The sequence below is a fragment of the Cellulomonas sp. P5_E12 genome (assembly GCF_054049315.1).
The window spans coordinates 40,308-66,854 of sequence record NZ_JBFUMP010000012.1; the positions used below are offsets into that span (position 1 = coordinate 40,308).

23 protein-coding genes are annotated in these 26,547 nt (G+C 73.5%); 12 read left to right on the forward strand and 11 right to left on the reverse strand.

Going from position 1 to position 26,547, the window contains the following annotated elements; genetic code table 11:
• Positions 1–2 precede the first annotated feature (2 nt).
• On the reverse strand, positions 3–1,508 hold the full coding sequence (locus ACXJKA_RS11585; protein WP_456825351.1) for an NCS2 family permease: 1,506 nt from the start codon (positions 1,506–1,508) through the stop codon (positions 3–5).
• 115 nt (positions 1,509–1,623) lie between these two features.
• Between ACXJKA_RS11585 and ACXJKA_RS11590 the strand changes: the two genes are divergently transcribed.
• On the forward strand, positions 1,624–1,890 hold the full coding sequence (locus ACXJKA_RS11590) for a DUF2530 domain-containing protein (RefSeq protein WP_456825352.1): 267 nt from the start codon (positions 1,624–1,626) through the stop codon (positions 1,888–1,890).
• 7 nt (positions 1,891–1,897) lie between these two features.
• On the opposite strand, the gene ACXJKA_RS11595 is transcribed toward ACXJKA_RS11590, so the two are convergent.
• From ACXJKA_RS11595 to ACXJKA_RS11610, 4 genes are all read right to left on the reverse strand, one after another.
• Positions 1,898–2,416, reverse strand: a complete 519-nt coding sequence (locus ACXJKA_RS11595; protein WP_456825353.1) for a CAP domain-containing protein — start codon at positions 2,414–2,416, stop codon at positions 1,898–1,900.
• A 154-nt stretch (positions 2,417–2,570) separates the two neighbouring features.
• Positions 2,571–5,570 carry a sacsin N-terminal ATP-binding-like domain-containing protein gene (locus ACXJKA_RS11600; RefSeq protein WP_456825354.1) on the reverse strand — a complete coding sequence of 1,000 codons (3,000 nt, stop codon included), beginning with the start codon at positions 5,568–5,570 and terminating at the stop codon, positions 2,571–2,573.
• Positions 5,567–6,826 carry a DUF3027 domain-containing protein gene (locus tag ACXJKA_RS11605; RefSeq protein ID WP_456825355.1) on the reverse strand — a complete coding sequence of 420 codons (1,260 nt, stop codon included), beginning with the start codon at positions 6,824–6,826 and terminating at the stop codon, positions 5,567–5,569. Before ACXJKA_RS11605 ends, ACXJKA_RS11600 begins: the two co-directional genes overlap by 4 nt.
• A gap of 2 nt (positions 6,827–6,828) precedes the next feature.
• Entirely contained in the window at positions 6,829–7,212 is a 384-nt protein-coding gene (locus ACXJKA_RS11610; RefSeq protein WP_055917071.1) for a cold-shock protein, read from the reverse strand.
• A 115-nt stretch (positions 7,213–7,327) separates the two neighbouring features.
• Here ACXJKA_RS11610 and ACXJKA_RS11615 point away from each other — a divergent pair, with 115 nt between their 5' ends.
• Together ACXJKA_RS11615 and ACXJKA_RS11620 are read left to right on the forward strand one after the other, a co-directional pair.
• Entirely contained in the window at positions 7,328–7,735 is a 408-nt protein-coding gene (locus ACXJKA_RS11615; protein ID WP_456825356.1) for a TraR/DksA family transcriptional regulator, read from the forward strand.
• Positions 7,736–7,830: 95 nt separating this feature from the next.
• Positions 7,831–9,468 carry a DUF222 domain-containing protein gene (locus tag ACXJKA_RS11620; RefSeq protein WP_456825357.1) on the forward strand — a complete coding sequence of 546 codons (1,638 nt, stop codon included), beginning with the start codon at positions 7,831–7,833 and terminating at the stop codon, positions 9,466–9,468.
• Positions 9,469–9,660: 192 nt separating this feature from the next.
• Here ACXJKA_RS11620 and ACXJKA_RS11625 read toward each other — a convergent pair whose 3' ends face one another.
• Entirely contained in the window at positions 9,661–10,881 is a 1,221-nt protein-coding gene (locus tag ACXJKA_RS11625; RefSeq protein WP_456825358.1) for a M20 metallopeptidase family protein, read from the reverse strand.
• A 122-nt stretch (positions 10,882–11,003) separates the two neighbouring features.
• Between ACXJKA_RS11625 and ACXJKA_RS11630 the strand changes: the two genes are divergently transcribed.
• On the forward strand, positions 11,004–13,412 hold the full coding sequence (locus tag ACXJKA_RS11630) for a helicase-associated domain-containing protein (RefSeq protein WP_456825359.1): 2,409 nt from the start codon (positions 11,004–11,006) through the stop codon (positions 13,410–13,412).
• Complete coding sequence (locus tag ACXJKA_RS11635; RefSeq protein ID WP_456825360.1) at positions 13,409–15,067, forward strand: DNA repair helicase XPB; 1,659 nt, start codon at positions 13,409–13,411, stop codon at positions 15,065–15,067. The genes ACXJKA_RS11630 and ACXJKA_RS11635 overlap by 4 nt, the downstream gene beginning before the upstream one ends.
• A 99-nt stretch (positions 15,068–15,166) precedes the next feature.
• On the opposite strand, the gene ACXJKA_RS11640 is transcribed toward ACXJKA_RS11635, so the two are convergent.
• The gene (locus tag ACXJKA_RS11640) at positions 15,167–15,922 is read right to left on the reverse strand and encodes a type 1 glutamine amidotransferase (RefSeq protein ID WP_456825361.1); all 756 of its coding nucleotides are present in this window, start codon (positions 15,920–15,922) and stop codon (positions 15,167–15,169) included.
• A gap of 201 nt (positions 15,923–16,123) precedes the next feature.
• Here ACXJKA_RS11640 and ACXJKA_RS11645 point away from each other — a divergent pair, with 201 nt between their 5' ends.
• The 6 genes from ACXJKA_RS11645 to ACXJKA_RS11670 all read left to right on the forward strand — a co-directional run bounded on the left by ACXJKA_RS11645 (position 16,124) and on the right by ACXJKA_RS11670 (position 21,613).
• Entirely contained in the window at positions 16,124–16,867 is a 744-nt protein-coding gene (locus ACXJKA_RS11645) for a response regulator transcription factor (protein WP_456825362.1), read from the forward strand.
• Positions 16,864–18,393 (forward strand): sensor histidine kinase, encoded by a 1,530-nt coding sequence (locus ACXJKA_RS11650; protein ID WP_456825363.1) that lies wholly within the window; start codon positions 16,864–16,866, stop codon positions 18,391–18,393. The genes ACXJKA_RS11645 and ACXJKA_RS11650 overlap by 4 nt, the downstream gene beginning before the upstream one ends.
• Before the next feature lie 45 nt (positions 18,394–18,438).
• Entirely contained in the window at positions 18,439–19,224 is a 786-nt protein-coding gene (locus ACXJKA_RS11655) for an HD domain-containing protein (RefSeq protein WP_456825364.1), read from the forward strand.
• Between the two features lie 439 nt (positions 19,225–19,663).
• The gene (locus ACXJKA_RS11660; RefSeq protein ID WP_456825365.1) at positions 19,664–19,954 is read left to right on the forward strand and encodes a WXG100 family type VII secretion target; all 291 of its coding nucleotides are present in this window, start codon (positions 19,664–19,666) and stop codon (positions 19,952–19,954) included.
• A gap of 30 nt (positions 19,955–19,984) precedes the next feature.
• The gene (locus tag ACXJKA_RS11665; RefSeq protein ID WP_456825366.1) at positions 19,985–20,260 is read left to right on the forward strand and encodes a DUF4031 domain-containing protein; all 276 of its coding nucleotides are present in this window, start codon (positions 19,985–19,987) and stop codon (positions 20,258–20,260) included.
• 126 nt (positions 20,261–20,386) lie between these two features.
• Positions 20,387–21,613 carry a pyridoxal phosphate-dependent aminotransferase gene (locus tag ACXJKA_RS11670; RefSeq protein WP_456825367.1) on the forward strand — a complete coding sequence of 409 codons (1,227 nt, stop codon included), beginning with the start codon at positions 20,387–20,389 and terminating at the stop codon, positions 21,611–21,613.
• 147 nt (positions 21,614–21,760) lie between these two features.
• Here the strand turns inward: ACXJKA_RS11670 and groL are convergent, their stop codons facing one another.
• Positions 21,761–23,386, reverse strand: coding sequence for a chaperonin GroEL (gene groL, locus ACXJKA_RS11675; protein WP_456825368.1), 1,626 nt, complete (start codon positions 23,384–23,386; stop codon positions 21,761–21,763).
• A 253-nt stretch (positions 23,387–23,639) separates the two neighbouring features.
• Between groL and ACXJKA_RS11680 the strand changes: the two genes are divergently transcribed.
• Complete coding sequence (locus ACXJKA_RS11680) at positions 23,640–25,160, forward strand: glycoside hydrolase family 15 (protein WP_456825369.1); 1,521 nt, start codon at positions 23,640–23,642, stop codon at positions 25,158–25,160.
• A 55-nt stretch (positions 25,161–25,215) separates the two neighbouring features.
• Here ACXJKA_RS11680 and ACXJKA_RS11685 read toward each other — a convergent pair whose 3' ends face one another.
• The 3 genes from ACXJKA_RS11685 to ACXJKA_RS11695 form a co-directional block, all read right to left on the reverse strand.
• Positions 25,216–25,419 (reverse strand): cold-shock protein, encoded by a 204-nt coding sequence (locus ACXJKA_RS11685; protein ID WP_456825370.1) that lies wholly within the window; start codon positions 25,417–25,419, stop codon positions 25,216–25,218.
• Between the two features lie 116 nt (positions 25,420–25,535).
• On the reverse strand, positions 25,536–26,153 hold the full coding sequence (locus ACXJKA_RS11690; protein WP_456825371.1) for a LytR C-terminal domain-containing protein: 618 nt from the start codon (positions 26,151–26,153) through the stop codon (positions 25,536–25,538).
• Between the two features lie 83 nt (positions 26,154–26,236).
• Entirely contained in the window at positions 26,237–26,545 is a 309-nt protein-coding gene (locus ACXJKA_RS11695; protein WP_456825372.1) for a DUF3263 domain-containing protein, read from the reverse strand.
• Positions 26,546–26,547 lie beyond the last annotated feature (2 nt).

Sequence of the window (26,547 nt, forward strand, 5' to 3'; positions counted from 1 at the left end):
GGCTAGATGCCGAACGCGGACTTGATGGGGCCGATGAGGAAGTAGAGGACGAACATCGCCGACGCGATCCACATGAACGTGTGGATCTCGCGGATCTTCCCGACCGCCAGCTTGATGACGACGAACGTGATGATGCCCGCGCCGATGCCCGCCGTGATCGAGTAGGTGAAGGGCATGAGGATGATGGTGAGGAACGCCGGGATGGCGAGCTCCCAGTTCTTCCAGTCGATGCCGGTGATCTGGGTGACCATGAGGAATCCGACGACGACCAGCGCGGGGGTGGCAGCCTCGAACGGGACCATGGACACCAGCGGCGACAGGAACGTGGCCAGCAGGAATGCGATGCCGGTGACCACGGAGGCCAGGCCGGTCCGTGCGCCGTCGCCGACGCCCGCCGCGGACTCGATGTAGCTGGTGTTGGACGAGACGCTGCCCGCGCCACCGGCCGCCGCGGCGATCGAGTCGACGACGAGGATCTGCGTGGTCTTCGGCGGGTTGCCGTCCTTGTCCAGCAGACCGGCCTCACTCCCGACGGCGACCATGGTGCCCATCGAGTCGAAGAAGTCGGCGAGCAGGAGCGAGAAGACCAGCAGGATGACGGCGACGAGGCCGATCGCCTCGATCGAGCCGAACAGCGAGAACTGCCCGACCAGCGAGAAGTCGGGCGTCGCGAAGATCCCGCCGGACGGCCAGTGCGGCACGTCGAGCGCCCAGCCGGCCGGGTTCACCACGGCGCCGGTCTCGTCCGTCTTGCTGCCGATGTCGCCGACGAGCTCGACGATGAACGCCAGCACCGTCGCCGTGACGATCGCGATGAGGATGGCGCCGCGGACCTTGCGGACCATGAGCACGATCGCGGTCATCAGGCCGACGACGAAGACGAGCAGGGGCCAGCTGCCCAGCGAGCCGGCGATGCCGAGCTCCACCGGGGTGGCCATGCTGGCGGGGATCCGCACGAAGCCGGCGTCGACCAGGCCGATGAACGCGATGAACAGGCCGATGCCGACGCTGATGGCCGTCTTGAGCTCGCGCGGGACCGCGCGGAACACCGCGACCCGGAACCCGGTGAGCACCAGGACCAGGATGATCAGGCCTTCCAGCACGACGAGGCCCATCGCGTTCTGCCAGGACATGTCCGGCAGGGCGGCGATCGAGTACGCGACCACGGCGTTGAGCCCCAGACCGGCGGCGAGCGCGAGCGGGAAGTTCGCGACGACACCCATGAGGATCGTCATCACGCCGGCGACCAGCGCGGTCGTCGCGGCGACCGCCGCGAGGTTGGGGACGTCACCGCCGCCGAGGAACGGGCCGTTGCCCGCGTCCGAGCGGACGGTGCCGATGATGAGCGGGTTGAGCACGATGATGTAGCTCATCGTGAAGAAGGTCACCAGACCGCCGCGGATCTCGGTGCCGATGGTCGAGCCGCGCTCCGTGATCTTGAAGTAGCGGTCGACGACGTTCGTCGGGGGCGCAGGACGAGGCTTCTGCGCGGTGGAGGTCGATGCCATGCGCGAAGTGTGGCAGACCTGTGTGACCCCCAGATTGCGTTCTCGGCGGCATCGTCGCGAAGGTCACACGTCGGCGTGGCCGGGTTGCCCGCAACGCCCCGGTTAGGCTCGCCGCGTGCCCTCGCTGATCGACAAGCTGTTCCACCCGACCCGGACCCCGCCGCCGCCGGTGGACGTGGATCTGGGCCGCGTGATGCTCGTCGGCACCGCCGTCTGGGCCGTGGCGCTCGTCGTCGCTCTCGTGCTGGCGCTGACCGGCGAGGCCTCGTGGATGCCCGCCTGGGTGTGCGCCACCGGGATGGTCCTCGGACTGCTCGGCGCCGGCTGGGCCCGTCGGAACACCGCCCGGCAGAAGGCCCGCGCGCAGCTCGCCGAGGGCTGACCCGCTCTCAGCCCAGGAACACCTGCGCGCAGATCAGCCCATCGGGTCCGGTCGCGCAACCCACGCCGATCTGCGTGTACGCGTCGCCGAGGATGTTGGCGCGGTGCCCGTCGGACCCCATCCAGCCGGCCACCACGGCCAGGGCCGTCGGATAGCCCTGCGCGAGGTTCTCGCCCACCGAGCTCGACCCGCAGGCGGCCAGGACCGGTTCCAGCGGGTCGTGCTCGAAGCGGTGCTCGGCGGCGAGGGTCGCGGTGCGAACGGCCGCCTGCTCCGTTGCGCACGTCGAGACCTCGAGGGCGGGGAGGCCGGCGGTCGCTCGTTCCGCGTTGGTGCGGACGACGATCTCGTCGACCATCGTCGGCGGTTCCGGGGTGCTCGTCGCGGGTGGCGCCGGGCTGGTCGGGACAACGGGCCGGACCGCCGACCGGCCGGCGGGGTCGTCGGCCCGCAGCGCCTGCTCCGCTCCCGCGTCCTGCGGGGTCCGGACGGTGACGGTCGGGCTCAGCGCGATCGGCACCGCCACCAGGGCGAGCGTGCACGCCGCCACCAGCACGAGCCGACGGGGCCAGCGCCGCGGGGTCTCGCGGCGCCGATCCCGGCGTGGCGAGCGAACTCGCGGCACGGGCGGGAACGGAGGCACCCGGGGGACGCTATCGGGTTCGGGACGCAACGGACACCTACCCTCGCCCGGCGACGTCCAGCGCGATCTCGTCGGCACGCTCGGGTGCGGTGAGCAGGGCTTCGAGCGCGTAGCGGAGCTCCCAGCGCCCGGCGGCCTGGGCCAGGCCGGCCGCGAGCCCGACGAGGTGGACCGCGTGCACCACGGAGCCCTCGACCCACCAGTCGACCGGGGCGCCGTCGACCAGCAGGTCGTCGTGCTGGACCCACGTGGCCGGCGCGTCGGGCAGCAGCGCGCGCACGCCCGCGGGGACGTCGTCGAGCTCGCCCTCCTCGTCGACGAGCCCCTCGGCGAGGTCGCCGGCGAACGGGAGGTCGAGCAGCCGTGCCGTGGCCTCCGTCCCGGGCACGAGGGCGGCCACGTCGGTGCGCTGGTGCCACATCGGCTGGTCGGCCACCGCGGCGTCCTCCGCGTGCACCACGGCCACCCGACCGGGGCCGACGAGGGCGGGCAGCCGCTCCGGGGGCTCGTCGGGCGCCATCACATGCCACACCGCGGTCGCCAGGGCGGGGTCGACCGGCACGCCGACCGGACCCCACGAGTCGAGGAGGTGCGTCCATCCGGCGCCGTCGAGCTCGTCCAGTGCTCCGACGCCGCCGAGGGCGCGCTGGAGCGTGCCGTCGAGGCCGTCGACGACCTCCGGTGCGACCGGCAGCAGCGCGCGCAGCTCGTCGCCGACCGCGAACGGCCGCCCGAGGCCGAGGTCGGCCCGCTCGCGCAACCACCACGACGTGTACGACGGGGCGAGCGCCGACGACTCTCCACGGACGGGGTCGACCAGCGCGCGGCGCAGGGCCGGGTCGGACGCGATCCGTGCGAGGACCTGCGGCCAGGCGTCGGGGTCGACCGCGTCGAGGTCCGCGACCGCGACGGCCTCCCCCACGTAGGCGCCCGAGCCGAGCCGGTCCGCGAGGTGCGCGAGGTAGTCGACCCAGCCGTCGAGCGACTGGGCTGCGAGCGTCGCGGAGTCGGTTGCGCCGTCCCGCAGCGAGGCCGGGTCCGCCAGGACGTCGGCGACGTGCACGAGCACCAGGTCCGCGCGGACGCCCACCGTCGTGAGGGCGTCGCGGCCCCAGCGGTCGACGGCCTCGGCCGACACGGTCGACAGCACGCGGTCGTCGAGTAGCGTCGCGGCGATCGAGCCGGGCAGGACGAGGCTGTCGGCGGGGGTCCGCTCGCCGTCGGCGGCGGGCAGCGGCAACAGGCCGAGCCAGGCCACGGCCTCCCGCGGCAGTTCGGCGCCGTCCAGTGCGGCGACCAGCGCGAGGACCGCGTCGACGACATCGTCGACCTCGTCGTCGGTGTCGGCGAGCTCGAGCACCGCCTGGCGCACCACGTCCTGCGCGAGCAGGCCGGCGGCGTCCGGGGCCTGCGCGCCGAGCCGCTCGAGGACCGGGTGCGCCGCCGTCGGGTCGACAACGCGCAGCCCCCAACGCCCGAGCGTCTCCAGTGTCCGCTCGCCCAGCCGGTCGGCGAGGTCGGCGTCGAGCACCACCGTCCCGCGCGCGCCGCGGACCACCCGGCCGTCCGCCAGCGGCACCGGGACGGCGCCGAGCGCCTCGCGCGACTGCGGGTCATCGGCCAGCAGCTCGAGGGCGTCGTACAGCTCCGCCCAGCCGCCGTCGCTCACGGCCGGCAGGTCCTCGACGACGTCCGCCAGGGAGCGGATCTCGACGCCGAGCGCACGCGCCTGGGACTCGCGGCCGCTCGGGAGGGCGACCAGCGCGGCGACCCGCCTGCCCAGGGCCGCGAGGGCGGTGGGCGCGTGCACCGACGAGCCTGCGAGCGCGACCGCCCGGGCAGGGACGACGAGCGGGTTCGCCGCGTCCGGCGCGGCGGGCGCGAGGAGCGGGGTGCGCGCGAGGCGCTCGACGATGCGGTCGCGCAGGGCGGCGTCGAGCGCGCCCGCGGCAAGGCCGGTCGGGACCAGCGCGAGCGCGTCGTGGCCCGCCGCCGCCCGGGCGTGCGCGAGGCGCGCGTAGACGTCGGCGGCGTGGTCGAGCACGGCCTCCGTCAGGGGGCCCGGGGCCACGTGGCGGCGGGAGGGGTCCAGCGGGAAGGTCGCGACGAGAAGAGCGGGGACGGTGCACGGCTCGTCGGTGGGGGTCGGCGCGTGCACGACCTGGTCGGTCCGGGTCAGCGGCGCCTCGCCGCGAGGCAGGGCCCACGTGACCCGCCACGCCCGAGCAGCGCGCTCCTCGACCGGGCGGTCCGCCATGAGCGCGAGAGGCAGCTCGCCCGCGCCGGTCGCGACCGTCCAGCGCTCCACGACGTCCGCAATCCGGCGGGACGGGCCGGTCTCGTCGTCGACCAGGATCTCGACCAGGCCCGGGAGCGCCAGCAGCAGCGGGTCGCCGACGTCGTGCAGGAGCGAGCGGACCTCGTCGGCAGCGACCTCGTCGCGGAGCTCGAGCACCACCGCCGTGTCGTAGCCGGTGGGCGGAGTGCCCTCCGCCGGGAACGGGAGCCGCAGGGCCGGCAGGGAGCCGTCGCGGCGGCGAACCTCGTCGGCGAGCGGGTCGTTGTCGAGCGCCGCCTCGGCCAGCAGCTCGGCGGCGTCGGCCACGCTGAACCGGATGCCACCGGTGGTGCTGAGCACCGAGACCTCGTCGGCCACCGAGCGCACCGCGGCGAACCCGACCCCGAACCGGCCGACGGTCCGTCGTGACGTCGGCTCGTCCCGCTTGGCCGACGCCCGCATGGACGCCAGGGACGCGACACCGTCGGCGTCCAACGGGGCGCCCGTGTTCGCGGCGACGAGCACCGTGCCGTCGTCGTCGGTGCGCGCCAGCCGCAGCAGCAGCCGGCCCGGGACGCCCGCGCGCGTGGCCGCGTCGGCGGCGTTCTGCGCGAGCTCGACGATCACCCGGTCGCGGTAGTAGCCGCGGGCGTGGTCCTCCTCCGTGTTCGCGTCCTCGCGCAGTCGCGTCGGGGACGACCGCCACGCCCCCAGGACGGCCGCGCGCAGGGCGGCCGTGCCGAAGGCGTCAGCGGTCACGGCTCCGGGTCGGGAACGGCGCTGGGCGCGTCCTCGTCGTCGGGGGTCGAGTCGGGCGTGGCGCTGTCGGCGGGCGCGTCGTCCGCCGGGGCGTCGGTCGAAGCGTCGACCGTCGGCGCCTCGTCGACACTCGGCGCCTCGTCCTCGAAGGCCGGTGCATCGTCGGGGGCGTGCGACGCATCGTCGGCCGACGCCTCGTCGACAACCTGCACCGCATCGCCGGCCGGGACCTGGTCGTCAGTCGTGACTTCGTCGGCAACCCGCCCCTCGTCGGCAGCCTGCGCCTCGTCGTCGGCCTGCGTCTCGTCGACAACCTGCTCCGCGTCGTCGACCTGCGCCTCGTCGTCGGCAACAAACACGCCGTCGGCAACAGCCACCTCGTCGACAACTGCCGCCTCGTCGGCAGCAGGCGCCTCATCGGCAACCTGCGCCTGGTCATCGGCGGCGTGCTCGTCGGCTACCAGCGGGTCGGCCTGAGTAACGACCGGAGCGGTGGCCGACCGGGCGGCGAGGTCGACCAGCTCGAGGCTGAGCTCGTCGATCAGGGGGTCGGCGTCGGGCCAGTCGGTCGGCAGGGTCTCGGCGTCGGTCTCGGAGTGCGCACCGCACCCGTGGTCGACGCTCACGACGGTGCCGTCGTCGGGCGACCACTGGTTGGCGCACACGCCGAAGACGGTGCCGAGCGAACCCTGCAGCGGCACGAGGAACCCGCAGCTCCCGCACGCGGCGGCGGACGCCAGGGATCCGGCGCTCGTCGGGCCGTGCGGGCCGCGGTACCAGCGCTCGGCGGCCTCGTCGCGACCCTCGGGCGAGAGCACCCGGACGCGGGCGAGGGCGAGCTCGTCGATCGCGACGTCGTCGAGCTCGGGGTCCCCCGTCGGGGTCCAGCCGGGCTCGAGCCGCGGGTCGTCGGCCTTGAAGGGGAGGACGTCGCCGGGACCGATGTCGCCCGGGCGGATGCGCTCGGACCACGGGAGCCAGGCCTGGCCGAGGACGGCGTCGGGGCCGGGCAGCAGCTCGGCCTCGCAGACCGTGACGGTGCGACCGCGCGGCACGCGGGCGACCGTGACCGTCCACTCCCAGCCGCGGTAGCCGCGGGCGGCCGATGCGAACCGGTGGGAGACCAGCCGCTCGCCCTCGACCACGAGACCGAGGTAGTCGCCGACGTCCGAGGGGTCCTCGGCGAGGCCTACCGCGACCTCGCGGGCCAGGTCGACGGCCGATCCGAGGACCGCGTCCTTGGTTGCTGCAGGCATGCTCAGGCCTCGATGTCGTCCGCGACGGCTCGCAGCAGGGCGGCGTACTGAACCCCACGAGCCTTCTCGGGGTAGCGGCCACGACGCAGGTCGTTGCCGACGCGGTCGAGGACCTTGATGAGGTCCTCGATGATGACGGCCATGTCGTCGGCGGGCTTGCGCGACGCCTTCGCGACAGAGGGCACGGGATCCAAGAGCTTGACCGAGAGTGCCTGGGGGCCGCGACGGCCGTCCGCGACGCCGTAGTCGACCTTCGCGCCGGGCTTCGGCGCGTTGACGCCCTCCGGCAGCGCCGAGGCGTGCAGGAAGACCTCGCCGCCGTCGTCGCCGGCGATGAACCCGAAGCCGCGCTCGGTGTCGAACCACTTGACCTTGCCGGTAGGCACGGTGAACCCCGTTCATGAGAAGAAGACGTACTGGCCACAAGGTTACCGGCCACGGCACGGGAAAACCCCACGTGGCCTCGGAAGCGCGCGCGGCCGGCGCGCGTTGGGGCAAGGGATGACCTCCTCACCTGCCGCACCTCGCGACGACCCTCATCGGCCCGCGGACCTCGCGACGCCCTCCACGGCCCGCGCGAGGCTCGACTCGCTGCGAGCCGCCACGGTCGCGCGCCTCGCCGCGCTCCAGCGTGAGCACAACGCCGTGGTCGACGCCTCGCGGGACAGCAATGCCGACGACGAGCACGACCCCGAGGGCGCCACGATCGCCTTCGAGCGCGCGCAGGTGGATGCCCTCGCACGCGACGCGTCGGAGCGGTTGCAGTCGGTCGAGCTCGCCCTGGCACGGCTCGAGGGCGGCACGTACGGGGTGTGCGAAGTCTGCGGGGCCGCGATCCCCGACGAGCGGCTGGAGGCGCGTCCGACCGCGACGACGTGCGTGGCGTGCGCCCCGCGTCACGGCGCGTGAATTCTCTCGCAAGTCTTCCCCATTCATCCGTCCTGTGGATCAATGCGTGGAATACGGGTGCTGTGGACGGCTCGATGCCCTTCTGACCTGCTGCGATGCAGGGTCGACCCACGTCTCACCGTGCGAACGAATGCACCGGTGAATGTCAGTGGTGCCTGGAACACTTCTTTGTGGCGGGATTTTCGGACCTGATTCCCGGGTCCATCCTGGTGACGCGACTGAGGTGGCTGGCGGTGTCGATCGAGGAGTTCTCCCGGGGTACGGGCACTGCGCGCGCCGACTCCGCCGCAGCTGCTGGGCCGACCGCTTTCGAGGCCATCGCGGCTCTGACTGCAGCGGTCGATGCGTTGGCGGTCGCTGCCGACCCGAGCTCATCGGCGGGACGTCTTGAGGGTGCGGCTGCGGTCGAGGTGGTGCGGGAGGCCCTGGGGTTGGCGGGGCGGTTGTCCGCGATCGCGGCGCGCGTGGTTCCTGTGGTGGAGGCGGACGGGTGGTGGACGCTCGATGGTGCCCGCTCGATCACGACGTGGTTSGCGGCTCAGGGTCGGGTCCCGCATGCGGAGGCGGCCCGGTTGGTCAGGCTCGGGCGGGCGYTGCGCGAYGACCTGCCCGCCACCGCGGCCGAMGCGGTGGCCGGGACGGTGCCCCTGGCGGCCGCCCACGCGATCGCCGCGGTGGCGAACACCGAGGACCGTCGTGCGGCGTTGGCGGCGCCGGCCGAGGAGTGCGGTGAGGAGTTTCTGCTGGAGTTCGCCCGGGTGTTGCCGGTCTCCCAGTTCCAGCTGCTGGCCCGCCGCTGGGCCGCGCACGCGGACCCGGCCGCCGACGACCGCGGGTACAGGGATGCGTCGGACCGGGAGTTCCTGACCTTGGCCCAGACGATGGACGGGTGCCACCTGCGCGGGTTCTTGACCACCGAGCACGGCCACGCGTTGCAGGCGGCCCTGTCCGCGGTGATGTCCACGAGTGCGGACAGCGTGGGCGAGCCCGCGGCGCGGCGCCGCGCGGGTGCGTTGGTGAACCTGACCCGCCTGGTCCTGGACCGGGACCTGACCGGTGCGACCGGGACCCACCGCCCCCACATCACCGCCGTGGTCGACCTCGAGACCCTGCAGCGTGCCCTGGACCGCGCCCCCGGCGGCCACCCACTGGCGACGTCCGAGACGGGTGGCACGGTTGCGAAGGGTGCCGGAAGCGAACCGGGGATTACGGGTGCGACCCGTGCGCCGCTTGCGGCTGGTCGCGACGACGACGACGCGTCGGCGGGTTCGGCATCGCCGGGCGGGAGAACTGCACCGCGGCCAACCACCAACGCCGACCGGGACGTCGAGCGGTTCGCGGTCGGGGAGCTGGTCGGCACCGGTCCCATCCCGGACAGCGTGCTCGCACGGCTCGCGTGTGACTCGGCGATCACCCGGGTCGTGTTCGGACCCCAGTCCCAGGTGTTGAACGTCGGACGGGCCGAACGCACCTACACGGGAGCCAAACGCCGGGCGATCATCGCCCGCGACCAGCACTGCCGGTACCCCGGCTGCGACGCGCCACCGGCGATGTCGGAGGTCCACCACACCGAGCACTGGCACCGCGACGGTGGCTCCACCGACGTGCGCACCGGCTGCCTGCTGTGCTGGCACCACCACGAGGTCGTGCACGACCGAGGCATCGAGATCACCCGCGACCACTCAGGCCGATGGCGATTCACCGACCGCCACGGACAACTACTACGCACCTGACGCCTGAGGCGGCCGCCCCGCGTCGTCGGCATGCGCGGCAGCCCGCCAGGAGACGCGCTGCCAGAGCGGCGACCCGATCTAGCGCGCGCGTGCTCAGCGCCGAGGCACGTCGAGACGTCGGCAGCGAGAGGCAGCCCGAGGTTGACGGCGCACTTCGCGGCCCGAGCACCGGCAACCACCGCGGGGCGCTGACTACGAGCCCTCCGCCAGCCGATCGAGCGCCAGCGCGGCGAGCACGGCCGGGCCGACGGCCAGCGACTCCTCGGCGAACGTCGCCTGCGCGGAGTGGTTGTAGGCCGCGGTCGTCGGGTCCTGGCCGGCCGGCGTCGCGCCGAGGCCGAGGTAGGTGCCCGGCACCTCCTGCAGGACGTAGGAGAAGTCCTCGGCGCCCGAGATCGGCTGCGGCGCGGTCCGGTAGGCCTGCTCGCCAAAGAGGCCGCGGACCAGGCCGGCCGCGCGGTCGACCTCGGCGGGCGTGTTCGACGTGACCGGGTATCCGCGCTGATAGTCGACGGTGACGGTCAGGCCGTGCGCGGCCGCGATGCCCTCGGCGACGCGAGCCAACCGGTCGGGCACGACGGCGTGGGTCGACTCGGAGAACGTGCGGACGGTGGCCTCGAGGACGGCGGTCGCGGGGATCACGTTGTTCGTCGTCCCCGCCTCGATCTTGCCGACGGTGACCACCACCGGGTCGAACACGTCGAACTGACGCGTGACCATCGCCTGCAGGGCCAGGACGATCTCGGCCGCGACGGGCACGGGGTCGGCGGCGAGGTGCGGCATGGAGCCGTGACCGCCCCGGCCGTGGACGGTGACGACGACGGAGTCCGCCGCGGCGAGCATGGTGCCGGCGCGGGAGATCACCAGGCCGGTGGGCAGCATCGACGACATGACGTGCAGGCCGTAGGCGGCGACCACCCGGTCACCGGCGGCGTCCAGCACACCTTCCTCGATCATGAGCCGGGCGCCGTGGTTGCCCTCCTCCCCCGGCTGGAACATGAAGACCACGTCGCCCGCGAGGTCGTCGCGACGCGACACCAGGAGCCGCGCGGCGCCCACCAGCCCGGCGACGTGCAGGTCGTGCCCGCATGCGTGCATGACACCGACGTTCTCCGACGTCAAGGGCTCGCCCGAGTCCTCGGTCACGGGGAGGGCGTCCATGTCGCCGCGCAGCAGCACCGCCGGCCCGGGACGTCCCCCGCGGAGCACGGCGACGACGGAGCTGAGGCCGACGCCGGTGCGCACCTCGAGCCCGAGCGGCTCGATCGCGTCGAGGACCAGCCGCTGGGTCGCCGGCAGGTCGAGGCCGATCTCGGGAGTCCGGTGCAGGGCCCGCCGCAGGGCGACGATCTCGGGCAGCTGCGCGGCGGCGTCGGCGCGCAGGCCGGCGAGGACGTCGGGAGCGAGGGACACGTGCGGACCTCCGTGTGCGAGACGTGCGAGATGCCGACGGTGAGACTGCCAGACGCCCGCGCTCGGTTACCGGTCAGTACTGAACCACCCGCTCGGCGCGAGCGCCACGTAAGGTTGTGCGGATGCCCACGTTCACCGGTTACCTGCGCGAACGCAGCGACGACGAGCTCGTCGCGCTGCTGCGCAGCCGACCGGACCTGGCCTCGCCGTCGCCCGCGACGCTGTCGTCGCTGGCGGTCCGCGCGACCAGCAGGTCGAGCCTCGAGCGCGCGTTGGCCGGAGTCGACGCGAGCGTGCTGCAGGTGCTCGAGGCGGTCGTCGCGCTCTCGGACCCGGGACCCGTCACGGCCGCCGACCTGCCCGCGGCGCTCGGGGCCACGGACGACGCCGGCATCGCCCTGGTCGAGCGGGCGCTGCGGCTCGCGGTCGTCGGCACCCTCGTCTACCCCGACACCCCCGACGACGATGCGCCGTTGCTGCCCTCCCCGGGCCTCGCCGAGGTCCTCGGCCCCTACCCGGCCGGCCTCGCCCCCCTCGACCTCGGGGTCCGACGCGGCCCGACGCCGGAGCCCGCGGACCTCACCGACCTGCCGGCCCTCCTCGACGCCGCCCCCACCGGTGCCCRACCGGTCCTGGACGCCCTGCTCTGGGGCCCGCCCGTCGGCCTCGCACCCTCCAACAGCACCGCGGCGGCAGCGGCCGTGGACTGGTTGCTGCGCCGGCACCTGCTGCTGCCCGGCGACTCCCGCCACGTCGTGCTGCCCCGGGCGGTCGCGCTCGCGCTGCGCGGCGGCCGCACGCACCCGACCCCGGCGTTCCCGCCCGGCGTCCCCGACGGGGTCCCGCTGCGGCACCACGGGCTGGTCGCGGCAGAGTCCGCGGCGGCCGGGGAGCGCAGCGTCCTGCTCGTTGCGCGCCTGGTCCGCCTCTGGGAGCACACGCCGCCGGGGGTGCTGCGCGGCGGCGGCCTGGGGGTGCGCGAGCTGCGCCGGGTGGCGATGGCGCTCGAGACGGACGAGGCCGAGGCCGCGTTCGTCATCGAGCTGGCCGGCGCGGCCGCGTTCGTCGCCGACGACGGCGAGGACAACCCGTCGTTCGCGCCCACCGTGGCGGTCGACGAATGGGCCGTCCGCGACGTCCCCGAGCGCTGGGCGGCGCTGGCCCGCACCTGGCGCTCGATGCTGCGCACGCCGTGGCTCGTCGGCAGTCGCGACGACCGCGGCGGCGTGCGGGCGGCGCTCGACCCCGAGCTGCAGCGCACGTGGGCGCCCCGGCTGCGCCGGTCGGTGCTCGACGTGCTGGCCGAGATGCCGCCGGGCACCGCCCTCGATGCCGCGCACGTGGTGGCGATCCTGCGCTGGCGGACGCCGCGGTCGGTGCCACCGTCGGCGGCCGTGAACGCGATCCTGATCGAGGCCGGACGGCTCGGCATCCTGGGTGCGGGAGCGTTGTCCGACGCCGGCCGCGCGCTGCTGCTGGAGACCGCCCCGATGGTCGGCGCCGAGCCCGCGGACCCCGCCGACGCCCTCGCGGCCGCCCTGCCACCCGCCGTCGACGAGATCCTGCTCCAGGGCGACCTCACGGGCGTCGTGCCCGGTCGACCGAGCCCCGAGCTCGAGGACCTGCTCGACCGCACCGCGCACGTCGAGTCGCGCGGCGGCGCGCTGACGGTGCGGTTCACGCCGGAGTCGGTGCGCCGCGCCCTCGATGCCGGCTCCACCGCCGACGGCCTGCTCGGCGAGCTGGCCTCGCACGCCAGGTCGGGCGTCCCGCAGCCGCTGGAGTACCTCGTCCGGGACGCCGCGCGTCGCCACGGCCGCCTCCGGGTCGGCTCGGCGTCCGGCTACGTGCGCGCCGACGATCCCTCGCTCCTGGCGGGCCTCGCGGAGGACCCGCGCCTGGCGTCCCTCGGCCTGGTCCGGCTCGCGCCGACCGTGCTGGCGGCGCAGGCGCCCGTCAGGGAGCTGGTCGACGCCCTGCGCGCGCACGGCCTCGCGCCCGTGGCGGAAGGTCCCGACGGTCAGGTGGTGCACGTCGTCTCGACCGTGCGCCGCGTCGGGCGTCGGGCCACGGCGGGAGCCCGCCGTCGCACGACCGACGCGCCGACGGCCTCCCGGGAGACCGTGAGCGACGAGCGGCTCCTCGCGCTCGTGCCGCTGCTGCGTCGGGCCGAGCAGGAGCGCAAGACGGACGAGGTCGAGCGGTTGCCCGGCGCGCTCCCGCCGCTCCCGGCTCGACGCGCGGTCCAGCCCCCGCTCCCACCGCCGCCGGCGGGAACAGCCGACCCCGTCGACGCGTTGGTGCTCCTGCGTGAGGCGGCGGCCGAGAAGGCCGAGGTGTGGGTGGAGCTGGTCGGCTCGCACGGCGTACCGCAACGGCGGCTTCTTCGTCCCTTGCGGGTCGAGGGCGGCCGGCTGCGGGCCATCGACACGGCCCGCGAGTCCGAGCTGACGGTGGCCGTGCACCGCATCGCCACCGTCACCCGCGCGGCAGCACCAGCACCAGCAGACGATCGTCAGGAGACCTCGTGACCAACGGCCCCCTCATCGTGCAGAGCGACAAGACGCTCCTGCTCGAGGTCGACCACGACCAGGCTGAGGCCTGCCGCCGCGCGATCGCCCCGTTCGCGGAGCTGGAGCGCGCACCCGAGCACGTGCACACCTACCGCCTGACCCCGCTGGGCCTCTGGAACGCGCGCGCCGCGGGCCACGACGCCGAGCAGGTGGTCGACGTCCTGCTCGAGTACTCGCGCTACCCGGTCCCCCACGCCCTGCTGGTCGACGTCGCCGACACGATGTCCCGCTACGGCCGCCTGCAGCTGGTCCAGGACCCGGTGCACGGGCTGGTCCTGCACGCGCTCGACCCGGCCGTCCTCGCCGAGGTGGTGCGGTCGAAGCGGACCGCAGGCCTGCTGGGCGCCCGGCTCGACGCGACCGACGTCATCGTCCACCCCTCGGAGCGGGGCCACCTCAAGCAGGTGCTGCTCAAGCTCGGCTGGCCGGCCGAGGACCTCGCCGGGTACGTCGACGGCGAGGCCCACCAGATCGACCTGCACGAAGACGGCTGGGCGCTGCGGCCGTACCAGAAGCACGCCGTCGACAACTTCTTCCACGGCGGCTCCGGCGTGGTCGTGCTCCCCTGCGGCGCCGGCAAGACGCTGGTCGGCGCGGGTGCCATGGCGAGGTCGTCGACGACGACCCTGATCCTGGTCACCAACACCGTGAGCGCCCGCCAGTGGCGCGACGAGCTGGTGAAGCGCACGTCGCTGACCGAGGACGAGATCGGCGAGTACTCCGGCGCCCGCAAGGAGATCCGCCCGGTCACCATCGCGACCTACCAGGTGCTGACGACGAAGCGGAAGGGCGTATACACGCACCTCGAGCTGCTCGACGCCCGGGACTGGGGCCTCGTGGTCTACGACGAGGTCCACCTGCTCCCGGCGCCGATCTTCCGCATGACGGCCGACCTGCAGGCCCGCCGCCGCCTCGGACTGACCGCCACGCTGGTGCGCGAGGACGGCCGCGAGGACGAGGTGTTCAGCCTCATCGGCCCCAAGCGTTTCGACGCCCCGTGGAAGGATATCGAGGCGCAGGGCTACATCGCCCCCGCCGACTGCGTCGAGGTCCGCCTCACGCTCCCCGACGCCGACCGCATGGCCTACGCGATCGCCGAGCCGGAGGAGAAGTACCGCCTCGCGGCCACCGCCCGCGGCAAGAACCGCGTGGTCGAGCAGCTGGTCGCCAAGCACGAGGGCGACCCGACGCTGGTGATCGGCCAGTACCTCGACCAGCTGCACACGCTCGCGGAGCACCTGAACGCGGACCTCATCACGGGTGAGACCACCGTGCACGAGCGCCAGCGGCTGTTCGACGCCTTCCGGTCGGGCGAGATCACCAAGCTCGTCGTGAGCAAGGTCGCCAACTTCTCCATCGACCTGCCCGAGGCGTCCGTCGCCATCCAGGTGTCCGGCTCCTTCGGATCCCGCCAGGAGGAGGCCCAGCGCCTCGGACGGATCATGCGACCCAAGGGCGACGGGCGGACCGCGCACTTCTACACGGTCGTCGCGCGCGACACCGTCGACCAGGACTTCGCCGCGCACCGTCAGCGGTTCCTGGCCGAGCAGGGCTACGCGTACTCGATCGTCGACGCCGAGGACCTGGACACCGCCGCCGAGCTGGAGGACTGAGCCGCAGCGCAGCGGAGGCTCAGGCCGCCCACAAGCACAGGACTGACGCACGACAGAGCGCCCGATCCCTGAAGGGGTCGGGCGCTCTGTCGTGCGTGATCAGGCGGTGACTGGCTCCTGCGCGCTGGCGCGCACGTGGGACGCGAACGACTCGGCGAGCGCGCGGCCCGCGGCCGTCACCTCCGCCTCGCGCGCGGCGTAGGCGGACAGCACCGCCTCGGTGTCGACGTCGTCGTACGCGTCGGCCCAGGAGCGCAGCGTCGCCGCTCGGGCCTCGGGGTGGAACTGCACACCCCATGCGGAGCCGACGCGGAAGGCCTGGTACGGGTACATCGCCGAGGAGGCGAGCCAGACCGCGCCGCGGGGCAGGTCGACGACCGCGTCCGCGTGCATGCTCGGCTGAGGGGTGCGGTGCCGGTCGTCCGCGAGCGCGGCCACGGGGCCGACGACGGCGTCACCGACCGCCTCGGGCCGCCAGCGCACGTCCACGATGCCGGTCTCGCGCCCGGGAGGGGTCGCCACCTGCACGCGACCGCCGCGGGCGGCGGCGAGCAGCTGGGCGCCGAGGCAGATGCCGAGCGTGGGGACGCCCTGGGTGCTCGCGTCGGCCAGCAGCGCGCGCAGCTCGGGGAGCCAGGGCGCGGTGCTGTCGTCGTAGGCCGACATCTGGCCGCCGAGGACGACGAGGCCGTCGCCGACCTCGCTCGCGACGGGAACGATCTCGCCGGCGAACGCTGCGACGAGGCGCAGCTCGACGTCGCCGAGCCACTCGCTGAAGCGGTCGAGCGAGACGTCGGGGGAGCTCTGGATCACGGTGACGACCGGGCGAGGGCCGCCGTGCACGGGGGTAGTCACGCGGAGACGGTACTCCCGCGCAACCGGTGATCTGCAACGAACGGACCACGCATCTGTCCGATTGCTGGTCAGACGTCCATGTTTGCCGCCCGGATGAATCTGTCACGCGTGCGCGTCATCACAAGGCAGCGCTCATGGCGTGCCTCATTCCGTCCGGCGTTCACCCAGCGAACTCCCAGGCTCCAGGGCCAGACTCGGGGTATGTCGACTCCCCACACGACCGCGTCGTCGGGCACCCCCGAGGCGCGTCTGCTCGTCGTCGACGACGAGCCGAACATCCGCGAGCTGCTGGCGACGTCGCTGCGCTTCGCCGGGTTCGAGGTCCACGCCGCCGCCGACGGGGCGTCCGCGCTGCGGCTCGCCCGCGAGGTCGAGCCCGACCTCGTCGTGCTCGACGTGATGCTCCCCGACATGGACGGCTTCACCGTCACGCGGCGCCTGCGTGAGAAGGGCCAGCACGTCCCCGTCCTCTTCCTCACGGCGCGTGACGACACGGCGGACAAGGTGCAGGGGCTCACGGTCGGCGGCGACGACTACGTCACCAAGCCCTTCAGCCTGGAGGAGGTCGTCGCCCGCATCCGCGCCGTGCTGCGCCGCACGCGTCCGGGTCTCGACGACGACAGCAGCGTCCTGCGATACGCCGACCTCGAGCTCGACGAGGACTCGCACGAGGTGGTCCGCGCCGGGCACCCCGTCGACCTGTCCCCCACCGAGTTCAAGCTGCTGCGCTACCTCATGCTCAACCCCGGCCGCGTGCTCTCGAAGTCGCAGATCCTCGACCACGTCTGGCAGTACGACTGGGGCGGCGACGCCAACATCGTCGAGTCCTACATCTCCTACCTGCGCCGCAAGATCGACCAGATCGACGACGCCGACGGTCGGCGGCTGCCCCCGCTGATCCACACCAAGCGCGGGGTGGGCTACCTGCTGCGCGAGTCGTCGTGACGGCTGACGTCGTGGTCGAGCAGCCGAGCGAGACGGCGCCCGCACCCGCCGCTCCCGGCCGCCGCCGGTTCGGCGCCCTGCGCGACTGGTGGGCCGGCACGACGCTGGTCTCGCGCCTCGTCGGCATCGTCACGGTCCTGCTCGCGGTCGGCCTGGTGCTGGCGGGAGCCACGAGCGCCGCGCTGCTGGAGAGCACCCTGGTCGACCAGGTGGACAGCAAGCTCCAGACCGAGGGCGGGGACCTGGCGCAGAGCACCGTGCAGCGCCTCAGTCGCGGGTTCGGCAGCGACATGGCGCCGAGCGACTACTACGTCCGCGTGCAGCTCGACGGCTACGAGGACACCAACATCTCCCCCTCGGCCGTGACGCGGTACGGGACGCCGCAGGTGCCCGACCTGAGCTCGGAACGGGCGGCCGAGATCGAGGGCGACCCGTACACCGTCGGCTCGACGCAACCGGGCTCGACCTGGCGCGCGGTCGCGTACCCGTTGTACTCGAACGACACGCTCGCGGGATCGATCGTCGTCGCGCTTCCCCTCGGCGACATCGAGAGCACCGTCCGGCACATGAGCTTCGTGCTGCTCCTGAGCGGTCTCGGCATCGTCATTCTCGGCGCCGTCGCCGGCACGTGGGCCGTCCGCCGGTCGCTCAAGCCGCTGCGCGAGATCGAGACCACCGCCGCCGCCATCGCCGCCGGCGACCTGTCGCAGCGCGTGCCTGCCGCGTCCGAGCACACGGAGGTCGGACGCCTGAGCGCCGCGCTGAACGGGATGCTCGCCCAGATCGAGCAGGCGTTCGGCGCGCAGACCGCGTCCGAGGCGCGCATGCGCCGGTTCGTCGCCGACGCCTCGCACGAACTGCGCACCCCGCTGGCCACCATCCGCGGCTACGGCGAGCTCTACCGGATGGGCGCGCTGACCACGACCGACCAGGTCGACGACACCATGCGCCGCGTCGAGCAGTCTGCGATCCGCATGGGTGCGCTCGTCGAGGACCTGCTCGCGCTGGCCCGCGTCGACGAGGGCCGACCCATGCAGATGGGCCCCGTCGACCTCACCGTGCTCGCCGCCGACGCCGTGAGCGACCTGCACGCCCTCGACCCCTCGCGGCCGACCCGACTGGTCCCGCTCGTGGACGGCGCCCCCGGCGGCCCGTGCCTCGTCGTCGGCGAGGAGTCGCGCCTGCGCCAGGTGCTCGCGAACCTCGTCGGCAACACCGTCCAGCACACCCCACCCGGCACACCCGTCGAGATCGCGGTGGGGACCCTGCCGACCGGGCAGGCGGCCCTCGAGGTCCGCGACCACGGCCCCGGCATCGACCCGGAGCACGCCGCGCGCGTGTTCGAGCGGTTCTACCGGGTCGACGCCAGCCGCGGACGCGACTCCGGCGGGGCCGGGCTCGGCATGGCGATCGTCGCCGCGATCGTCGACGCCCACGACGGGACGGTGAGCCTGGAGCAGACACCCGGAGGGGGGACGACCGTGCGGGTCACCCTCCCCGTTCCGTCCCACGAGCCTCAGGTCTGAGGGCTACCATGTCGGGTTCCTACCGTCGGAGTAAGGCTGAACTTCATGGGCGTCCATGACGCACCGCAGTGGTTGTTGTCCGCATACGTCCGCAGTGCTGTCGGAGCCGGCGCCACCGCCCCGACCGAGCAGATCCGCGACGCCGGACAGGCGCTGGTCGATCGCTGGGGCTCCCCCGGCCGGGCCTTCCACAACCTGAAGCACCTGGTCGACGTGCTGAGCCGTGTCGACGAGCTGGTCGAGGAGACCCACCAGCCCGACGTCGTGCGGCTCGCCGCCTGGTACCACGGCGCGATCTTCGACGCCGCCGACCGCAAGGCGTACGCCAACCGCGGCGGCGAGGACGAGATCGCGAGCGCGAGCCTGGCGTTCGACGAGCTGACCACGCTCGGCGTCCCCGAGAAGCGGGCGCAGCGCGTGCACGACCTCGTCGTCGCCCTGGTCCGGCACGCCCCGAACCCGGTGGACTTCGACTGCGCCGTGCTCTGCGACGCCGACCTCGCGATGCTCGCCACCGAGCCGCAGAAGTACAAGGCGTACGTGCAGGACATCCGCACCGAGTACGCGCACCTGCCCGTCGAGGACTACCTGCGGGCCCGCGTCCGCATCCTGCACAAGCTCCTGGCCCGCCCGTCTCTGTTCGTCAGCCCGCTCGGCGCCGCCTGGGAGGAACCCGCGCGGCAGAACCTCTCCGGCGAGCTGCAGCGGCTGGAGAAGGAGCTGCGCGCCATCGACGCCGCCGCCGCGACGGCCGCCGCCGAGGCCCCGGCCGCGTCCGGCGCCGCGGGCTACGGCACCCCGTCCGAGGGCTCGAGCGCCGCGCACACCTGAGGTCGCGTTCTTCACCACGTCCGAGCAGATGGAGGCCCTGACCTGCATCTGCTCGGACGTTGCTCGTCTCGCGGGCGGCTCGTTTCTGCACGATGGCCCGCGTATCCTGTGGGAGCGCTCTCGCGTGCATCGCCGTGCGGGTCTCTGGTCGGGCTGCGGGTGGTTGTGGTGACGGGCTGATGGTCGGTCCCGGGTCGGGGTGCAGCGGTGCCCTCGACCCGGGCCGCACACCCTGCACTGCGCAGCGCTGTGCCCGGCAGTCATGCGCCCCTGTGGCACACGCCTCAGCACCCGCGCATCGCGGCCGAGCCGCCCACAACCCCGCGCTCTGCGGCTGCCGTCCACCGATCACGCACCGGGCCGATTCCCGCGCAGTGCCGCCTCCTACCGTCGTCGCTCATCGGCCGGGACCGCCCCGGCGGTCACCGACGGAGGTCACATGAGCAGGTACGAGGTCGACAGCGCGCAGGTCGCCCAGGCGGCGGCGAGCGTGCAGGCGCGGGCGGGCACCATCCGCAGCGAGGTGGCGGCGATGCACCGCCAGCTCGCCGACCTGCAGGGGTCGTGGCGGGGCGCCGCCGCCACCGCGTTCGCCGGCGTGCTGACGGACTGGTCAGCCACGGAGACCCGCCTCGACGCATCGCTCGAGCAGATCGTGGCCGCGATGCAGTCGGCCGCCCGGACCTACGCCGAGGCCGAGTCGCAGGCGTCCCGGCTGTTCAGCGTGTGACCGTGTCCCACCCGCGCCTACGCTCGGGCCGTGACCGTGCTCGTGGACCCGCCGATGTGGCCCAACCACGGCATGCTCTGGGGCCACCTGGTGAGCGACTCGTCGCTCGAGGAGCTGCACGCGTTCGCGGCCCGGGCGGGCATCCCGCCCCGGGGTTTCGACCTCGACCACTACGACGTGCCCGACCAGCGGATCGACGAGCTCGTCGCGCTCGGGGCGCAGCTGGTCAGCGCGAAGGAGCTGATCACGCGTCTGCGGGCATCCGGGCTGCGCGTGCCGGCGCGGGATCGCGGCCGACACCACTAGCGACGCCCGGTCGGCGCACGCGCGGCGCGGGCGGGTGCCCGGGGCCGGGATCACCCGGCCGGCGCGTGCGGCGCGGGCGGGTGCCCCCGCGGCCGGGGTCGCAGGCACCGGCGATACGCTCGACAGATGCCGCCGCTGCGCCCGCTCGACCAGTCGTCGAAGCTCAAGAACGTGCTCTACGAGATCCGCGGGTCCGCCCTGGACGAGGTGGTCCGCCTCGAGGCCGAGGGCCACACGATCCTGCGGCTGAACACCGGCAACCCCGCCGCGTTCGGGTTCGAGGCCCCGCACCAGATCGTCCGCGACGTGATCGCCGCCATCCCCCACGCGCACGGCTACACGGACTCGCGCGGCATCCTGTCCGCCCGCCGCGCCGTGGTCACCCGCTACGAGACCGAGCCCGGTTTCCCCGAGATCGACGTCGACGACGTCTACCTGGGCAACGGCGTCTCCGAGCTCATCACCATGGTCATGCAGGCGCTCCTCGACGAGGGCGACGAGGTGCTCATCCCGTCGCCGGACTACCCGCTGTGGACCGCGATGACGTCGCTGTCCGACGGCGTCCCGGTGCACTACCGGTGCGACGAGTCCGCCGGCTGGGAGCCCGACCTCGAGCACATCCGGTCGCTGGTCGGCCCCCGGACCAAGGCGATCGTCGTCATCAACCCGAACAACCCGACGGGCGCCGTCTACTCGCGCGAGGTGCTCGAGGGCATCGCAGCGATCGCCCGCGAGCACAGCCTGCTCGTGCTCTCCGACGAGATCTACGACCGGATCCTGTTCGACGGCGCGCAGCACATCCCCATGGCGACCGTCGCGCCGGACCTGCTGTGCCTGACGTTCAACGGCCTGTCCAAGACCTACCGCGTGGCCGGCTACCGGTCCGGCTGGCTCGTCGTCACCGGCCCCCGCCAGCACGCCACGGGCTTCCTCGAGGGCATCACCCTGCTGGCCTCGACCCGCCTGTGCCCCAACGTCCCCGCGCAGCACGCTGTCCAGGCGGCCCTCGGCGGCATCCAGAGCATCGACGCCCTCATCGCCCCCGGCGGCCGGCTGCACGAGCAGCGCGACGTCGCGTACCGCGGCCTGACGTCGATCCCCGGCGTCGACTGCGTGCGACCCGACGGCGCCCTCTACCTGTTCCCGCGGCTCGACCCGGACGTGCACGAGATCCGCGACGACGCCCGCCTCGTCTACGACCTGCTGGTGAGCGAGCACATCCTGCTGGTGCAGGGCACGGGCTTCAACTGGCCGACCCCGGACCACCTGCGCATCGTCACGCTCCCTGAGGCGCGTGTCCTGGCGGAGGCGATCGAACGCATGGGCAACTTCCTGTCGAGCTACCGCCAGTAGCCTCGCGGTTCCTCGCCTGCAGCCGCTCGGAGTCCTGGGGGCGCTCGGCGCGTTCGGGGACGCGCGAAGGGCCGGCCACCCGCAGGTGACCGGCCCTTCGTGCTCTAGCTGGTGCGACCGTCAGGCCGCGCGACTCGCGTCAGCGGATCAGAACCCGCCGCCGAAGTCCTCGCCGCCGCCACCGGCCGGCGCGGGGTTGCGCTCCGGCTTGTCGGCCACGACGGCCTCGGTGGTGAGGAAGAGCGCGGCGATGGACGCCGCGTTCTGCAGAGCGGAGCGCGTGACCTTCACCGGGTCGTTGACGCCCGCGGCGAGCAGGTCCTCGTACGTGTTGGTCGCGGCGTTGAGGCCGTGACCCACGGGGAGGTTGCGCACCTTCTCGGCCACGACGCCACCCTCGAGACCGGCGTTGATCGCGATCTGCTTGAGGGGGGCCTCGATCGCGAGCTTCACGATCGCCGCACCGGTCGCCTCGTCGCCCTCGAGCTTGAGGCCCTCGAACGCCGTCTTGCCGGCCTGGATGAGCGCCACGCCACCACCGGCGACGATGCCCTCCTCGACGGCCGCCTTGGCGTTGCGCACGGCGTCCTCGATGCGGTGCTTGCGCTCCTTGAGCTCGACCTCGGTGGCCGCGCCCGCCTTGATGACGGCGACGCCGCCGGCGAGCTTGGCGAGGCGCTCCTGGAGCTTCTCGCGGTCGTAGTCCGAGTCCGAGTTCTCGATCTCGGCGCGGATCTGCGTGACGCGGCCCTGGATCTGGGCGGCGTCGCCGGAGCCCTCGACGATCGTGGTCTCGTCCTTGGTGACGACGATCTTGCGCGCCGTGCCGAGGACCTCGAGGCCCACCGTGTCGAGCTTGAGACCGACGGTCTCGGAGACGACCTGGCCACCGGTGAGGATGGCCATGTCCTGCAGCATCGCCTTGCGGCGGTCGCCGAAGCCGGGGGCCTTGACGGCGACCGACTTGAACAGGCCACGGATCTTGTTGACGACGAGCGTGGCCAGGGCCTCGCCCTCGACGTCCTCGGCGACGATGAACAGCGGCTTGCCGGCCTGGATGACCTTCTCCAGGAGGGGCAGCAGGTCCTTGACGTTCGAGATCTTGGACTCGACGAGCAGGACGTACGCGTCCTCGAGGACGGCCTCCTGACGCTCGGGGTCGGTCACGAAGTACGCCGACAGGAAGCCCTTGTCGAAGCGCATGCCCTCGGTGAGCTCGAGCTCGAGGCCCAGCGCGCTGGACTCCTCGACCGTGATGACGCCTTCCTTGCCGACCTTGTCGAGCGCCTCGGCGATGAGGTCGCCGATCGCCTGGTCGCCGGCGGAGATGGCGGCCGTGGCGGCGATCTCCTCCTTGGTCTCGACGTCCTTCGCCTGCGCGAGCAGGGCAGCGGTGACGGCCTCGACGGCCTTCTCGATGCCCTTCTTCAGCGCGATCGGGTTGGCGCCGGCCGCGACGTTGCGCAGGCCCTCGCGCACGAGCGCCTGGGCGAGCACGGTGGCGGTGGTGGTGCCGTCGCCAGCGACGTCGTCCGTCTTCTTGGCGACCTCCTTGACGAGCTCCGCACCGATCTTCTCGAAGGGGTCCTCGAGGTCGATCTCCTTGGCGATGGAGACGCCGTCGTTGGTGATCGTGGGGGCACCCCACTTCTTGTCCAGGACGACGTTGCGGCCCTTCGGGCCGAGGGTGACCTTGACGGTGTCGGCGAGGATGTTGAGTCCCCGCTCGATGCCGCGGCGGGCCTCCTCGTTGAAGGCAATGATCTTGGCCATGGGGCTGTGATCCTTCACTGGGTTCGGGTCGGCCGAGGGTGCCCGCGACGGACGGGCACGCCACCCGCGGTCTTGTCCCGCGTGCGACGGCCCTCACCGGACGGCCGGGGTGATTCTGTCACTCTCCACCGGAGAGTGCTAAGTGCAATGGTTAGCACTCGACCCCCGAGAGTGCAAGCAGCGTTCACTCCTGGCGAGGTCGTCGCAGGGCCGTCCGGCCGTCGCCCGGGCGGCCTCGGACTATCGTGCGCGTGTGCAACGTCACGACGACGACGTCGATGCAGCGGTCACCGGCGCCCCGGCGTCGGCCCCGCGCATCCCCCGGGCGCACCGCGCACGCCGCCGACGCGGCAGTGCCGCGGTGGCGGTCGCCGTGCTCGCGGCCACCACGACCTCGCTCGTCGCGACCGCACCCACCGGCGCCCGGGCGACGGACACCGCGACCGTCCCCCGCGCCGTCGCCGCGAAGCCCGCCGGGTACGCCACCATCCCCCTCTACCTCCAGGGCGTGACCACTCTCCCCGGCGGTCTGCGGGCGCCCCTGGCCGCCGGCACCGACGTGACGTTCTTTGCGGGCACCCGCGTGGTCGATCCCGCGGCGACCACGCTCACACGCCTCATGGGCGGGCAGGTGGGCACCGGGCACGGCGCGACGGCTCCGGCGGCGGCGACCGTGGCCGAGCGCCAGCGCGCGTGGCTGGCGTCGGGAACCGTCCCAGGATCGGGCGGCCCCTACGACGACATGGCCCGCGGAGCCCTGCTCGACCTGCACGCCCTGACGCTCCCGGGCGGTGCGGCCGTGGCGGGCTGGTCGGACAAGTGGCGGTACGTCTGGCCGCGCGACGCGTCGTTCGTCGCCGTCGCCCTCGCGCGCACCGGTCACGTCGCCGACGCTCTGGAGATCCTCGGCTTCCTCGACCGCGTGCAGTCGCCGGACGGCTCGTTCCAGGCGCGCTACCTGCCCGACGGCTCGGGCCCGCCCGACGACCGCGGGGTGCAGACGGACGGCACGGGCTGGGCGCTGTGGGCGGCGGGGCTCGTCGTCGACGAGATCACCGACCCCACCGAGCGGGCAGCCGCGCTCGACCAGCTCCACCCGCTCGTCGCCCGGTCCACCCACCACGTGCTCGACCTCGTCGGCCGCGGGGGCCTGCCCCCGGCGTCGCCCGACTACTGGGAGGTCCCCGAGGACGCGCTCACGCTGGGCACGGTCGCCCCGCTGGTCGCGGGCCTGCAGCAGGCCTCACACCTCCTGGCGCTCACCGACGACCACGCGCTCGCCGCGACCGCGTTCGACGCCTCGATCCGGACCAAGGTCGCGGTGATCCGCGCCTTCGGGCCGACAGGCTTCGCGCGCTACGCGGCCGGCGGGCACGCGGACGCCGCCACGGCGTTCCTGCTGCCACCGTTCCTCACGACGGCCGTCCCCGACGTCGAGGACGCGTGGCGGGAGTCGGCCGTGGCGATGGTGCGGCCCGCGAACGGGCTGGCCCCGGGCGCGGGGTGGCGCGACGACGGCGTCTCCTGGACGCCGCAGACCTCGCTCTACGCGTGGGTGGCCGCCGAGAACGGGGACGCCGCGCTGGCCGACGGCTGGCTCACGTTCCTCGACAGCCATCGCACCCCGACCGGGTCGCTGCCCGAGAAGGTGCTGGCGGACGGCTCCCCCGCCGCGGTCGCGCCCCTCGGTTGGAGCGCCGCCTGCGTGCTGCTGGCCCTGCACGCGCTCGACGGCGCCGCCGCCGGTACCGGCGCGGGCGGGCGAGCGGGCTGACACGCCGACGGGCCGTGCACCTGTCGGTGCACGGCCCGTCCGGGACCAACCGGGCTCAGAGTCCCCGGACCTGCTCGGCCTGCGGCCCCTTGGTGCCCTGACCGACCTCGAACTCGACGTCCTGCCCCTCCTCGAGGGAGCGGTAGCCGTCCGACTGGATCGCGCTGAAATGCACGAAGAGGTCCTGGCCTCCCCCGACCGGGGTGATGAAGCCGTACCCCTTCTCCGCGTTGAACCACTTCACGATGCCCTGGGCCATGCCGTAACTCCTCGACGTCCGGGTTCCGGGCGCTCCGCCGGCGCCCGGTGCGCGCGAGCCTAGTGGGAGCAGTCGGCGGGCGACCAGGGTCGTCTCGGGGGCGACGCGTCGGGCGGTCAGGCGTCCGGGTTGGTCGCGAGCACCAGGGTGATGCCCGTCCCGGCATCGGTGGGCGACAGCGTCGCCGTCGGGACGCCGACCGTCGAGCCGACCAGCTCGGCCGTGGCCTTCTGGTCCTCGCTCGCGTAGTAGACGACGGAGGCGTCCGGGGCGGTGCCGGTGAAGTTGCCCGTCGTCACCGCCGTGAACCCGGCGGCCGTCAGCTTGGCGGCCTGGTCACCCGCGAGGCCCGAGATCTTGGCGGCGTTGAGGACGACGACCGGCGCGCTCAGGTCGGGCGCGACGGCGGCGTCGGTCTCGGCCGGCGGCGCCTCGGTCGCGGTGTCCGTCGGCGCGGTGGCGCCGTCGCTCGCCGTGTCGTCGGGCGTCGCCGCGCCGTCGTCGGCCTCCGACGACGGTGAGTCGGACGTGCCCGGGAGCGAGGGGAGGTCGCCGTTGCGGGACGCGTAGTTCACGGCCGCGAACGCGAGGACCGGCGCGACGACCAGGACGAGCAGGAACGGCCACCACCTGCTCCACGCCGTCCGGGGTGCGCGGTGCACCCCGCGGGGGACGTCAGGGTTCGAGGGGACGTCGAACTCGTCCTCGGGGTAGGAGTACTCCGCCTTGCTCACGGCGGACAGGCTAACGGCTCGGTCGATGAACTCGGGTCCACCCGTGGCCGGACGTGGGACGTGTCACGCGGGGCGACGCGGCGTCAGGCGTCGCCGAGGCGACGGGCCGAGCGCGCCCGCTGGCGCGACGACCGCATGCGGCGCAGGCGCTTGATGAGCATCGGGTCGTGCGCGAGGGCGGCCGGGTCGTCGATCAGCGCGTTGAGCACCTGGTAGTACCGGGTGGCCGACATATCGAACAGCTCACGGATGGCCGACTCCTTGGCGCCCGCGTACTTCCACCACTGCCGCTCGAAGGCGAGGACCTGCTCGTCGCGCTCGGAGAGACCGTCGGGACGGGGCGCGCTGCTGGGCTGCGGGAGCTGACCGATGACGATCGTCGCGGCGTCCATGC

Coding starts and splice junctions, on each gene's coding strand:
- ACXJKA_RS11585 (WP_456825351.1), bottom strand. CDS start 1,508: ATGGCATCGACCTCCACCGCGCAGAAGCCTCGTCCTGCGCCCCCGACG.
- ACXJKA_RS11605 (WP_456825355.1), bottom strand. CDS start 6,826: ATGCCTGCAGCAACCAAGGACGCGGTCCTCGGATCGGCCGTCGACCTG.
- ACXJKA_RS11615 (WP_456825356.1), top strand. CDS start 7,328: ATGACCTCCTCACCTGCCGCACCTCGCGACGACCCTCATCGGCCCGCG.
- ACXJKA_RS11645 (WP_456825362.1), top strand. CDS start 16,124: ATGTCGACTCCCCACACGACCGCGTCGTCGGGCACCCCCGAGGCGCGT.
- ACXJKA_RS11655 (WP_456825364.1), top strand. CDS start 18,439: ATGGGCGTCCATGACGCACCGCAGTGGTTGTTGTCCGCATACGTCCGC.
- ACXJKA_RS11660 (WP_456825365.1), top strand. CDS start 19,664: ATGAGCAGGTACGAGGTCGACAGCGCGCAGGTCGCCCAGGCGGCGGCG.
- ACXJKA_RS11670 (WP_456825367.1), top strand. CDS start 20,387: ATGCCGCCGCTGCGCCCGCTCGACCAGTCGTCGAAGCTCAAGAACGTG.
- groL (WP_456825368.1), bottom strand. CDS start 23,386: ATGGCCAAGATCATTGCCTTCAACGAGGAGGCCCGCCGCGGCATCGAG.
- ACXJKA_RS11685 (WP_456825370.1), bottom strand. CDS start 25,419: ATGGCCCAGGGCATCGTGAAGTGGTTCAACGCGGAGAAGGGGTACGGC.
- ACXJKA_RS11695 (WP_456825372.1), bottom strand. CDS start 26,545: ATGGACGCCGCGACGATCGTCATCGGTCAGCTCCCGCAGCCCAGCAGC.